The following is an 11,034-nucleotide window of genomic DNA, read 5'->3' on the forward strand; positions in this document are numbered from 1 at the left end:
GCATAAACCGAGATGAACTTCGCTTTTGGAAAACGCTCGCGCAAGAATTTTAGGGTATTTCCGGTATCGACCAGATCATCGATAACCAAAAAGCCTTCACCGTCCTCGGTAGCATTAACGTCTTTAAGCATGGTCACGCTATCACGTTGACTGTCGTGGTCGTAAGAACTTACGCACACCGAATCAACCACGCGCACATTCAGTTCCCGTGCCACAATTGCCGCAGGAACTAAACCGCCGCGGCTGACCGCGATAATACCGCGCCATTGTTCAGCCGGTAATTGGCGGCGTGCCAGTTCCTTGGTTGCTCTGTGCAGCTCTTCCCACGATACGAAAAATTCGCGATTTTCATGCCAACCCATAATGTCTTACCCCAACCAAATAAATTTAGCGATAAATAGCGCCGCTAACAAAGCAACACTCCAATTTAATTCGTGCATACGCCCGCCAATAGCCTTCACAATCACGTAGCTAATAAAGCCAAGTGCAATGCCGTCAGCAATTGAAAATGTCAGTGGCGTCATCAGCAGTACAACAGCCACCGGAGCGGCTTCAGTAATGTCATCCCAGTTTACTGAGCGCAACGTAAACAACATCAATACCGACACATAAATTATTGCGCCAGCCGTTGCATAGGCGGGCACCATTCCCGCCAGCGGTGCAAAAAATATCGCGGCAACAAACAACAACCCAACAACCACTGCGGTTAAGCCTGTTTTACCACCTGAGGCAACGCCTGAGGCTGACTCAACATAGCTGGTTGTCGTTGACGTACCTAATGCAGCACCAGCGATGGTCGCCGTGCTGTCAGCTATCAACGCACGCTCTAAACGCGGTAACGAGCCGTCAGGCTTAGTCAACCCTGCGCGTTGCGCAACCGCCATTAAGGTGCCTGAGGTATCAAATAAATCAACAAACAAGAACGCAAAAATAACGCTCAACATGCCAATATCAAATGCGGCCGCAATATCCATCTGCATAAAGGTTGGCACCAAACTTGGTGGCATCGCAACAATGCCAGTGTACTGCACATCGCCAAGTAAAAATCCGGCTACGGTCACTAAAAGAATACTGATTAGTGCCGCACCTTGAATACCCCGCGCAACCAAACCAATAATCAAGAAAAAACCTGCGCCAGCTAACAGTACTGACAGCTCCGACATATCACCCAGCGACACTAAGGTGGCATTATTACCGACAATGATATTCGCATTCTTCAGGCCAATGAGGGCCAAAAACGCACCAATACCGGCCGCTATTGCCAAGCGCAAGGTGACGGGAATTGAGTTAATGATCCACGAACGAATGCGAAATGCTGAAAGCAGGAAAAATAGGATGCCAGAGAAAAATACAGCTCCGAGCGCAGTTTGCCAGGTATACCCCATGCCCAAAACAACGCTGTAGGTGAAAAACGCGTTTAGCCCCATCCCAGGCGCTAGAGCCACTGGGTAGTTCGCCCACAATCCCATAACTAAACAGCCAATTGCAGCCGCTAAACACGTGGCGACAAACACCGCACCATAATCCATGCCTGCTTCACTAAGCATCGACGGGTTAACAAAAATAATGTACGCCATAGTAAGAAACGTTGTGAAACCAGCAACGATTTCACGCTTCACTGTACTTCCCTGCGCATTGATTTGAAACAACCGTTCCATTAACGCCCGCATAAGCCCCCACTCTTGCTTCTGTGTAAAAAAAAATTGCCGTATTCTACAATAAATTGAGCCGCTTTGCCCCACTAATCTATGGTAACCTTGCAGCCTGACATGCTAGTAACTAAGTACAACTGAAGGAGCCCAAGTGCATGCCTCGCGTAATTTATATTGATGCCCAGGGTGGCGAGTTTGAAGCCGACGTTGCAGTCGGTCAGAATCTAATGGAAGGTGCTGTGGATCATATGATTGACGGTATTCTCGGCGAGTGCGGTGGCGTTATGTCCTGTGCAACCTGCCATTGCTACGTTGACCCAGCATGGGTTAGCAAGATTCCACCAGCCAGTGAAATGGAAGAAGATATGCTGGATATGGTTATTGATCCAGAAAGCAATAGCCGCCTAAGTTGTCAGATTGATATGACCGAAGAACTTGACGGCATTGTTGTGCGCCTGCCTAAATCTCAGTTTTAAGCGCTTTCAACCCGAATAAATACTTCGTCATGATAGCCGGTTGTCACGCGCATTAAGCCTGACAATTCGGCATCCAACTCAGGTTCGCCGGTATCAACCAGCAACGGGCGCTGCCCCAGTGCCTGTAATTTCGCCTTCGTTGCAACAATCTGAATATTGTCTTTTCCAACCGCCCGAATCACGGCTGGACTCAACTGCTGATTACCACGCCCAAAAATATGGCCTTGTCCGCCAATCACCGTAATAATCATTTTTACCGGGCCCTGATGCGCAGTTACCTGCTGCTCAAGTTCCCGCGCGGTAACGTCGCTGGCGATTAATTCACCAGCCATAACCAAATCAACACCTAATAGCGTGTTTGCGAGCCCTAATTCATCCATCACCGCAGCAACTGTTGAGCCGGACCCCATAATGTACAGGGTCTCGTCGTCCATTGCTTCAACCACATCAGCAGCAATATCAGCGAGTACCATGTCGTCGCTTTCTTTGCCGCCCATTTTCACAGCTTGAACATAGCGCAGCTCGGCCGGAACCAGCATTTCGCCATAGCGCCGCGCCCGCACAGTACCTTGACGAAAAGCGTCTTCATCAATGTCCATAACATCGGCTTGGGTGACGCTCGTCAGTTGCCCTTCAATGAGCTGACGCGCCACCTTTCCGGCGGCTGTAGGCGAAATGGCATAAACCCCAGAATGAATTTTCACACCAGCGGGTATACCCAGCACCGGATGGTGTTCAGGGTATACAGCACAAACATCTCGGGCAGTACCGTCTCCACCGGCGAACAGCAACAGATCAATATCGCCAGCTGCGGCAATTTGCTTGACGAGCTGACGGGTGTCTTCGGCCGTGGTGGGTGTTTGCTGAGGCGTGTAGATAACTTCATAAGAAAAGCCCAGCTTGGCCAATACATCTTCGCCCAGCGCGCCGGCGCCGGTAACAAAATGCACCTTCCCAGCGAACTCTTGAATCACCGCTAATGCATGTTCAACACGCTGTGGAGCTTTGGGAACAGCCCCCAGCGCTAACGCACGTTGCGCCGTTTCAGCCCCGTCACTGCCTTTGAGCGCAACGGAACCGCCTAAACCTGCGAATGCATTAATGACCAGACCTAAACGAAACTGCTGTGTACTACTCACTGTTGTCTTGCGCACCTTTTTGGATGGCTTCGCCTGCGGATTCGAGGTCTTTGCCAATACCGTCAATGGTGGCACAGCTACTTAAACCTAATGCAACTAACAGCATGATGTAATAGCGACTTTTCATATGTTGTCCCATGTAGTTATTGTTGATGCAGGCCATGGCTGCTGATAATAGTCAGCAAGCGCCCGAGCAAAAGCCTCGGCTCGGGGTGGCAGGCCATTAATTATATAGTGATGCAATTGCTCTTGAACAGCTTTTGTAAATTCATTTCTACTGACTTCAATGCCGCCCAGATTATCCACACTGACCTGAAATGGCACCCCTGCACACAGTGAAAACAGCCACTCAAGTGCCTGCGGCTTGCGCTCGACATGCTCAAACTCTGCTTGTTGTGCGGCGCTACGCCCGTCCGGTTCATACCAGTAGCCATAGTCAAATTGTTGCCGCCGTTGTTCGCCAGCAATGCACCAGTGTGCTATTTCATGCAGGGCCGAGGCGAAAAAACCATGCGCAAACACAATTTGATGATCATCCTCAGGCGTCTGTGCCGGCTGATAGTAAGGCTCATCCGTACCCGCCACTAAGCGGGTTTTATAGTCGTGATAAAAACACTGATGAAAAAGCGCAATAAGCTGTTGGTACTGGTGCGTCATATAACTGGAAAGTTGTGCTTAACCTGACCATTTTGCGCGCGATGACGTAATAGATGATCCATCACCACCAACGCGGCCATTGCCTCAACCACCGGCACGCCACGAATGCCAACGCAGGGATCATGCCGCCCGCGGGTTACAATCGAGCAGGGTTGTCCGTACTTATCTATCGTGTCCCCGGCAATGGTAATACTTGAGGTCGGCTTAAAAGCAACTTCAGCAATCAAGGGTTGACCGCTACTTATGCCGCCCAATACACCACCCGCATGATTACTGGTAAAACCATTCGGCGTTAAAGCATCGCGATGCTCGCTACCACGCTGCGCCGCAACCGCGAAGCCATCACCAATGCTCACCGCTTTCACGGCATTAATGCTCATCAGGGCTTTGGCTAAATCAGCGTCTAACCGATCAAACACCGGTTCGCCCAAGCCAACCGGTACGCCGGTAACTTCCAGGCGCACTCTGGCGCCCACTGAATCGCCGTCTTTAAGCAATTGTTTCAAGTAATCTTGTGCAGCTAACGACATCTGCGCATCAGGGCAGAATAACGGATCATCCGCCACCCGCTGCCAATCAAAATCGTTGTGTTCAGGGCTGGTTGCGTGAGGCCCAATTTGTACCACACCAGCATGGAACACCATGTTAAATTGTTCAGCCAAATATTTTTGAGCAATGGCACCAGCTGCTACACGCATCGCGGTTTCGCGAGCCGATGAACGCCCCCCGCCACGGTAGTCACGATGCCCGTATTTATGCGCATAGGTATAATCTGCATGGCCCGGACGGAACTTGTCTTTAATCTCGCTGTAATCTTTGCTGCGTTGGTCGGTATTTTCGATCAACAAGCCAATAGGCGCGCCGGTGGTTTTGCCTTCAAACACACCGGAGAGTATGCGCACGGCGTCGGCTTCGCGGCGCGCAGTGGTAAAGCGGTTCTGCCCCGGTTTACGGCGATCTAAAAACGGTTGAATATCAGCTTCTGACAGCTCAACCCCTGGCGGGCAACCATCAATAACTGCGCCCAGCGCAGCGCCATGACTCTCGCCAAAGGTTGTTACACGGAATAGTTCACCCCAAGTATTCGCCGCCATAAATTATGTTCTCAGAATTGTTCGTGATAATTAACTAAGTCAGCGTATGACAACACAAATACGCCGTCACCACCATGTTCAAATTCGACCCACTCAAAAGGTACGTCTGGATATTGTTCAGCCAAGGCCACCCAAGAGTTGCCAACTTCACACACTAATACGCCGGTTTCAGTCAAATGATCAGGTGCTTCACGTAAAATGGTGCGCACCAAATCCAAGCCATCATCGCCCGCTGCTAAGCCAAGTTCCGGCTCATGACGAAACTCATCAGGTAAGTCGGCCATATCTTCGGCATCAACATACGGCGGGTTCGTGACAATCAGGTCGTAACGTTGCTTCGGCACACTGTCGTATAAATTCGACTGAATCGGCACCACCCGCTCTTCAAGCCCGTGCATGGCAATGTTTTCTTCAGCCACGGCCAGAGCATCCACTGACAAGTCGAGCGCATCCACTTCAGCGTCTGGAAACGCATAAGCACAAGCAATCGCGATACAACCGCTGCCAGTACATAAATCAAGAATCCGTGCGGGCTCTTGTGCAACCCAAGGCGCAAAACCATTATCAATAAGCTCGGCTATGGGTGAACGCGGAACCAACACGCGCTCATCCACCATAAACGGTAAACCCGCAAACCAAGCCTGGCCAATCAGATAAGCTGCAGGCTTGCGTTCATCAATGCGCGCGGTAACTAAGGCAACAAAATCGTCCCATTCCTGCGCTTGCAAATGCGCTTGTTGAAATTGCTCCAACTGATCAAAATCAAGCTCAGTCACATGCCCCAATAATAACTGCGCTTCGCTATACGCATTATCGGTACCGTGACCAAAATAGATATCAGCGCGCTGCATGGCACTCACCGCCCAACGCAGTGCGTCATGAACTGTTGTGGCTAAAAATTGCGTCAAGGTATTCTCCGAAGTTGTTCTGTACTGCCCCATAAGATACCCTAATAGCAGTGTTTTCGCATCAATTGATGCACAACCATAGGCACAAAAATACACCTCATGAGCAATGATTTAGACGATGATTTCGCGCTATTTCGCGAGCAAGTGAAGGTCGATCGCCGTATTCGCAGCGAAACCTACCAAGCGCCGCGGCAACAACGCCGAATACGATCGCAGCAAAAGACCGAACAAAGAACGCGGCAGCAACAGGCCGAATTCTTTTTTTCTGACAACTTTCGGGCGCATTTCCCGGAGGGTCCGGTGCGGTTTTGTGCGGATGGTGAATCGTCACACATCTTAAAGCAGCTGCGTCGTGGCGATTTCCCACCCGAATTGCTGCTTGATTTGCACGGCATGACGCAAGCTGTCGCCAAACGTGAATTGGGCGCACTGCTGCGCGCCTGTGTGAAGCAGCAGATTGAATGCTGTGCTGTCATGAGTGGGCATGGTAAGGGAATATTAAAAGAAAATTTGCCACATTGGCTGGTTCAGCATCCAGCAGTCAGGGCCTTTCATCAGGCCCCGGCGGCCTACGGGGGGAATGCCACGCTGTTAGTTTTACTGAAGTGAAAATCGTTCGTTGTTGGTGATGGTTACTCAAGCGTAATCATGCGAACAAACTGCGCGCGACGCATTTCCACATCCAAACGCATCTCCGCCATACCTGCAGTAGGAAATAACAACGGTGGTGTATCTTGATCTAAAGTTGCCACCAGATAACTAACAAACGGCATGTGTGAGACCAACATAATGTTTTGCGCATTGTTATAGTGCGTTTGCAACATGGCGAACATCCAATCACAAAACTGTTGCGGGTCGCCTTCAGGAATTGCATCGTCGGTAATATCACGTGCGGCAACGTGCACGGCCGACTCAACAATAGTGGCCGTTTGCTGGGCACGAATAAATGGGCTGACGGTCAACCAATCCAACCCCGTTGCGCCCTGCTTACGTAAATAGCCATTGAGCCATTTAGCACTGGCCAGCACCTCGCTCTCGCCCATTGAGCTTAAGGGTCGAATTGCATCAGCTTTGAGTGCTTGCGCCGGTTCGGCATCACCATGGCGCATAATATAGAGCGTAACAGCCACGACTTAGTTGTTCTCCTCGGCTTTTTCAGCCGAATCATTACCGCGAGTTCGACGACGGCCACCCGTTACAGGGTCTGCGCGGCCTTCGTCCTTAGCTTGGTCTGCACGACGACGACGTACAGCTTTAGGATCCGCAATGAGCGGCCGGTAAATTTCTATCCGGTCACCCTCACGCAATTCATGATCCAATTTAACAGCTTTACTCCAAATACCAACTTTTTGTTCGGTGAGATCAATTTCTGGAAAGTAATGCTTAATTTGCGACCGTTCAATCGCCTCTTCAACCACCGTACCAACCGGTACCCGTAGTGGAATAATTTGTTGCTTGTCCGGCGTTGCGTATGCTACTTCAATTTGAATTTGTTGCGGTGCCATACCTTACTTCGCCCCATACACGTGTTGCGCGCGTTGCACAAAAGCATCAACCATACGGCTTTGTAGTTCGTTGAATATTTTTCCAAACGCCATACCTAATAAGCGGTTCGCAAATTCGAACTCAAGCTTAAGCACAATTTTGCATGCATTCTCATCCAACGCATGAAAACTCCAACCGCCCCGTAAATATTGAAATGGCCCGTCAACCAGTTCCATACCAATGCGCTGAAAGGGCTCTAGAGTATTGCGGGTGGTGAACGACTTGCTGATGCCTGCTTTACTAATATCCAGGCGCGCCACTTTGCTGGTTTCATCGCTTTCCAACACACTCGCAGTGCTGCAGCCAGGTACAAATTCAGGATAAGAATCGATATCGTTCACCAATGCATACATCTGCGCGTCACTATATGGCACCAAAGCACTGCGTTCTATCGTTGGCATCGACTTCCTCGTTTTGTACGGGTTTCGTAAAAATGATCGGCATGATAGCGCATTTCCTAACCCGATTCACCCTCTCAAACACGCCATATGCTGTGTTTGAATAGCGCAACAAATTGCGCATAAACAAATTTTATTTTGCCGCGTCATCGGTATAATACGCCGCATGAGCAAAACTAAAAAAAATCAGCATTCAAATACCATCGCGCTAAACAAAAAAGCGCGCCACGAATATTTCCTCGAAGACAAATTTGAGGCGGGTGTAGCCCTGCAAGGCTGGGAAGTAAAAAGCATTCGGGCCGGTAAGGTCAATATTAGCGACACCTACGTGATCATTAAGGACGGTGAGGCCTATTTATTGGGCGCTCAAATTCAACCGCTGTTGTCCGCCTCAAGTCACGTTGTGTGCGACCCTGAGCGTACCCGCAAACTGCTGTTGAAAAAGCGTGAGCTCGACAAGCTTATCGGCGCCAGTGAGCGCGAAGGCTACTCCATCGTCGCCACCGCCATGTATTGGAAAAAGCATTTAGTTAAGCTTGAAATTTACCTGGCAAAAGGTAAAAAAGCGCATGACAAACGCGACACCATTAAAGATCGTGACTGGCAGCGCCAAAAAGCCCGTATTATGAAGCACAATGTGCGTTGACATTATGCTTAAATCGCGATAAGTTCTTCGCATCGTTTATACAAGTTTACATCCTATTAAGGAAACACACGTGCAAACAGTTACGCAACAGACTCAACTAGTAAAAAACTGGTGGTGGCATTTCCCAAGCTAGCGGGCGATGCATCTGTGCGTGTGTGACACGTTTGATAAAACCCGCTTCGATAAGCGGGTTTTTTTATGCGCGCTTATCGATACCAAGCGGTCTTTAAAAGTTATACAACTTGTATAGACAAATGATATCGAAATAACACTCAACAGTGAGAGTAGCAACGCGTGGATATTATTGAAAAACCCGGTTATCTAACCAGCTTGCGCATGAAACTGCCCTATCAGGCAGACACGTTGGCGTTATATCAACGCCTGTGCGGCCCCAATCAGCATAGTTTATTGCTTGATTCGGCTGAAATTCAGTCGCGCCAAAACTTAAAGAGCTTGGTGATGGTTAATGCCGCTGTGCAGTTTACCTGTCAGCAGCAAACAGTAACCATTCAAGCACTAACACCAAATGGTGAGGCGCTATTGCCATGGTTAGCAGAGCAACTGAGTCCGCTGTGCGAATTGACCCAGCAAGCCCGGCAGTTAGTTTGTGAATTTGCGCCACCACCTTCAGGCTGTGATGAAGACACACGCCTGCGCGCAGCCAGTAATATCGAGCCGTTGCGTATAGTACAAACGCAACTGCAACAAAAAACGCAACATGGCCAGCCGCACCCCATGGCGATTTTCCTCGGTGGTGTGTTTGCCTATGATTATGTGGCCAGCTTTGAACAGCTGCCAGATGTTGCAGAAGGCGAGAATAACTGCCCTGACTATCAATTTTATCTGGCTGAAACCTTACTGGTTATCGACCATCAACAGCGCACCACGGAATTGCTCGCGAGCTTGATCAGCGGTCCACATAGCGAAGATTATTATGCGCAAATAGCCCTGCAGGTTGGGCACATTGCAGCACTGTGTCAGTTGCCACCGGTGCAAAAACCGGTAGCCAGCCAAACCTGTTCCAACGAACTCAAAGTAAGCCCGAGCGCCGCGGATTTTGCCCGTCAGGTATTGGATTTGAAAGAACACATCAGTGCGGGCGATATATTCCAAGTGGTTCCATCGCGCCGCTTTCAGTTAAGCTGCCGCGATAGCTTGCAGGCCTACGCCGAACTCAAAAAGGCCAATCCGTCACCCTACATGTTTTTCCTGCGTACCGATAAATTTGAATTGTTCGGTGCCTCACCGGAATCCGCCTTAAAGTATACCGCGGCAACCAATCAAGTTGAGCTGTACCCAATTGCTGGTACTCGCCCGCGTGGCAAAGATAGCCAAGGGCGTATTCATTCAGACCTGGATAGCCGACTTGAGTTGGAATTACGGCTTGATCAAAAGGAACTGGCCGAGCACATGATGCTGGTTGATTTAGCACGTAATGATTTAGCCCGTATTGCCCAACCCGGCACCCGTTACGTCGCCGACTTGCTGCAAGTTGACCGTTATTCGCACGTGATGCACCTGGTTTCACGTGTGGTTGCCCAACTGGCTGACGACCTTGATGCATTGCACGCCTATCGCGCCTGCATGAACATGGGCACCTTGGTTGGCGCCCCGAAAATTAGTGCTGCAACGCTTATTCGTAACGTTGAACAACAACGCCGTGGCAGTTATGGCGGTGCCGTTGGTTACTTGAATAGTGCCGGCGATATGGACACCTGCATTGTCATTCGCTCTGCCTTTGTACGTGACGGTGTTGCCACTATTCAAGCTGGCGCGGGTGTTGTGCATGACTCAGACCCAGCCGCAGAAGTGGCCGAAACAGAAAACAAAGCGCGGGCAGTCATTGAAGCAATACGCGCAGCCAATCAGCCTGCGGAGGTAAACTAATATGACATCTGCCTCACTTAGCGTTGCAAAAAACACGCCTGATCGCATCGTACTGCTCGATAATTTTGACTCGTTCAGCTACAACTTGGTGGATGAGTTACGCCAGTTGGGTTACCCGCTGGTTATTTATCGCAATGACATTGCTGCGCAAACATTAATCGACAGCATGCGCACGTACCCAGGCCGCCAATTGCTGTGTTTATCGCCCGGCCCTGGCCACCCAGCGCAGTCCGGTAACCTATTAGAACTGATCCAATTAGCGCAAGGCGAGTATCCTATGCTAGGTATTTGTCTTGGTTTCCAAGCGTTGATTCATGCAGCCGGTGGCGATATCGACCGGTGTCACGAAACGGTACATGGCAAAAAAGCACTGATTGAAACACGCCCGCACCCTATGTTTGAGGCGCTCAGCAACCCACTAACGGTCGCGCGTTATCATTCGCTGTGCGGCTACCGCTTGCCCGATACCATCAAAGTTCTCGCGTCAACAGGTGCTATACCCATGGCTGCAGAGTTCAGTGCGTACCAGGCGATAGGCTTTCAGTTTCATCCTGAATCCATTTTAACCAGCCATGGCAGCCAGCTGTTAGCGCAAACCGTGGCCTACCTGTTTAAGCAGTACGGGAGTTAAT

At 50.1% G+C, this 11,034-nt stretch carries 15 protein-coding genes; 5 read left to right on the top strand and 10 right to left on the bottom strand.

What is annotated here, in order from left to right; translation table 11 throughout:
• The coding region (gene gpt / locus ACN0UN_RS01955) for a xanthine phosphoribosyltransferase (RefSeq protein WP_417658486.1) at positions 1 to 362 on the bottom strand (362 nt) is incomplete at its 3' end.
• Between the two features lie 6 nt (positions 363 to 368).
• Positions 369 to 1,670 carry an NCS2 family permease gene (locus ACN0UN_RS01960; protein ID WP_417658487.1) on the bottom strand — a complete coding sequence of 434 codons (1,302 nt, stop codon included), beginning with the start codon at positions 1,668 to 1,670 and terminating at the stop codon, positions 369 to 371.
• Between the two features lie 137 nt (positions 1,671 to 1,807).
• Between ACN0UN_RS01960 and ACN0UN_RS01965 the strand changes: the two genes are divergently transcribed.
• Entirely contained in the window at positions 1,808 to 2,128 is a 321-nt protein-coding gene (locus ACN0UN_RS01965) for a 2Fe-2S iron-sulfur cluster-binding protein (protein WP_128351713.1), read from the top strand.
• Here ACN0UN_RS01965 and ACN0UN_RS01970 read toward each other — a convergent pair.
• From ACN0UN_RS01970 to prmB, 5 genes are read right to left on the bottom strand one after another with little or no spacing between them, the layout of a single operon-like run.
• On the bottom strand, positions 2,125 to 3,267 hold the full coding sequence (locus tag ACN0UN_RS01970; RefSeq protein WP_417658488.1) for an ATP-NAD kinase family protein: 1,143 nt from the start codon (positions 3,265 to 3,267) through the stop codon (positions 2,125 to 2,127). The genes ACN0UN_RS01965 and ACN0UN_RS01970 overlap by 4 nt on opposite strands.
• Positions 3,260 to 3,394 carry an entericidin A/B family lipoprotein gene (locus ACN0UN_RS01975; RefSeq protein ID WP_246013891.1) on the bottom strand — a complete coding sequence of 45 codons (135 nt, stop codon included), beginning with the start codon at positions 3,392 to 3,394 and terminating at the stop codon, positions 3,260 to 3,262. The genes ACN0UN_RS01970 and ACN0UN_RS01975 overlap by 8 nt, the downstream gene beginning before the upstream one ends.
• Complete coding sequence (locus ACN0UN_RS01980; RefSeq protein ID WP_417658489.1) at positions 3,391 to 3,924, bottom strand: elongation factor P hydroxylase; 534 nt, start codon at positions 3,922 to 3,924, stop codon at positions 3,391 to 3,393. Before ACN0UN_RS01980 ends, ACN0UN_RS01975 begins: the two co-directional genes overlap by 4 nt.
• Positions 3,921 to 5,018, bottom strand: a complete 1,098-nt coding sequence (gene aroC / locus ACN0UN_RS01985; protein ID WP_417658490.1) for a chorismate synthase — start codon at positions 5,016 to 5,018, stop codon at positions 3,921 to 3,923. Before aroC ends, ACN0UN_RS01980 begins: the two co-directional genes overlap by 4 nt.
• An 11-nt stretch (positions 5,019 to 5,029) precedes the next feature.
• Positions 5,030 to 5,959 (bottom strand): 50S ribosomal protein L3 N(5)-glutamine methyltransferase, encoded by a 930-nt coding sequence (gene prmB / locus ACN0UN_RS01990; protein ID WP_417658491.1) that lies wholly within the window; start codon positions 5,957 to 5,959, stop codon positions 5,030 to 5,032.
• 66 nt (positions 5,960 to 6,025) lie between these two features.
• Here prmB and smrB point away from each other — a divergent pair, with 66 nt between their 5' ends.
• Positions 6,026 to 6,535 (top strand): endonuclease SmrB, encoded by a 510-nt coding sequence (smrB, locus tag ACN0UN_RS01995; protein ID WP_417658492.1) that lies wholly within the window; start codon positions 6,026 to 6,028, stop codon positions 6,533 to 6,535.
• Between the two features lie 23 nt (positions 6,536 to 6,558).
• On the opposite strand, the gene sixA is transcribed toward smrB, so the two are convergent.
• Genes sixA through ACN0UN_RS02010 form a run of 3 tightly spaced genes read right to left on the bottom strand, consistent with a single transcriptional unit; the run spans position 6,559 to position 7,872 of the window.
• On the bottom strand, positions 6,559 to 7,056 hold the full coding sequence (gene sixA, locus ACN0UN_RS02000) for a phosphohistidine phosphatase SixA (RefSeq protein ID WP_417658493.1): 498 nt from the start codon (positions 7,054 to 7,056) through the stop codon (positions 6,559 to 6,561).
• 3 nt (positions 7,057 to 7,059) lie between these two features.
• The gene (locus tag ACN0UN_RS02005) at positions 7,060 to 7,431 is read right to left on the bottom strand and encodes an RnfH family protein (protein WP_417658495.1); all 372 of its coding nucleotides are present in this window, start codon (positions 7,429 to 7,431) and stop codon (positions 7,060 to 7,062) included.
• Positions 7,432 to 7,434: 3 nt separating this feature from the next.
• Positions 7,435 to 7,872 carry a type II toxin-antitoxin system RatA family toxin gene (locus ACN0UN_RS02010; RefSeq protein WP_417658496.1) on the bottom strand — a complete coding sequence of 146 codons (438 nt, stop codon included), beginning with the start codon at positions 7,870 to 7,872 and terminating at the stop codon, positions 7,435 to 7,437.
• A gap of 163 nt (positions 7,873 to 8,035) precedes the next feature.
• On the opposite strand from ACN0UN_RS02010, the gene smpB reads away from it, so the two are divergent.
• From smpB to ACN0UN_RS02025, 3 genes are all read left to right on the top strand, one after another.
• Positions 8,036 to 8,515: an SsrA-binding protein SmpB gene (gene smpB, locus ACN0UN_RS02015; RefSeq protein ID WP_417658497.1), complete on the top strand. Its 480-nt coding sequence runs from the start codon at positions 8,036 to 8,038 to the stop codon at positions 8,513 to 8,515.
• A gap of 294 nt (positions 8,516 to 8,809) precedes the next feature.
• Positions 8,810 to 10,402, top strand: a complete 1,593-nt coding sequence (locus ACN0UN_RS02020) for an anthranilate synthase component 1 (RefSeq protein ID WP_417658498.1) — start codon at positions 8,810 to 8,812, stop codon at positions 10,400 to 10,402.
• Between the two features lies 1 nt (position 10,403).
• Positions 10,404 to 11,033 carry an aminodeoxychorismate/anthranilate synthase component II gene (locus ACN0UN_RS02025; RefSeq protein ID WP_417658499.1) on the top strand — a complete coding sequence of 210 codons (630 nt, stop codon included), beginning with the start codon at positions 10,404 to 10,406 and terminating at the stop codon, positions 11,031 to 11,033.
• Position 11,034: the final 1 nt, after the last annotated feature.

This window comes from Pseudidiomarina sp. (assembly GCF_048267825.1).
Taxonomy (GTDB): Bacteria; Pseudomonadota; Gammaproteobacteria; order Enterobacterales; family Alteromonadaceae; genus Pseudidiomarina.

Excerpts from the sequence above, each read along its gene's own strand:
- ACN0UN_RS01960 (WP_417658487.1), bottom strand. The coding sequence starts at position 1,670 with ATGCGGGCGTTAATGGAACGGTTGTTTCAAATCAATGCGCAGGGAAGT.
- ACN0UN_RS01965 (WP_128351713.1), top strand. The coding sequence starts at position 1,808 with ATGCCTCGCGTAATTTATATTGATGCCCAGGGTGGCGAGTTTGAAGCC.
- ACN0UN_RS01975 (WP_246013891.1), bottom strand. The coding sequence starts at position 3,394 with ATGAAAAGTCGCTATTACATCATGCTGTTAGTTGCATTAGGTTTAAGT.
- ACN0UN_RS01980 (WP_417658489.1), bottom strand. The coding sequence starts at position 3,924 with ATGACGCACCAGTACCAACAGCTTATTGCGCTTTTTCATCAGTGTTTT.
- aroC (WP_417658490.1), bottom strand. The coding sequence starts at position 5,018 with ATGGCGGCGAATACTTGGGGTGAACTATTCCGTGTAACAACCTTTGGC.
- prmB (WP_417658491.1), bottom strand. The coding sequence starts at position 5,959 with ATGGGGCAGTACAGAACAACTTCGGAGAATACCTTGACGCAATTTTTA.
- smrB (WP_417658492.1), top strand. The coding sequence starts at position 6,026 with ATGAGCAATGATTTAGACGATGATTTCGCGCTATTTCGCGAGCAAGTG.
- ACN0UN_RS02005 (WP_417658495.1), bottom strand. The coding sequence starts at position 7,431 with ATGGCACCGCAACAAATTCAAATTGAAGTAGCATACGCAACGCCGGAC.
- ACN0UN_RS02010 (WP_417658496.1), bottom strand. The coding sequence starts at position 7,872 with ATGCCAACGATAGAACGCAGTGCTTTGGTGCCATATAGTGACGCGCAG.
- smpB (WP_417658497.1), top strand. The coding sequence starts at position 8,036 with ATGAGCAAAACTAAAAAAAATCAGCATTCAAATACCATCGCGCTAAAC.
- ACN0UN_RS02025 (WP_417658499.1), top strand. The coding sequence starts at position 10,404 with ATGACATCTGCCTCACTTAGCGTTGCAAAAAACACGCCTGATCGCATC.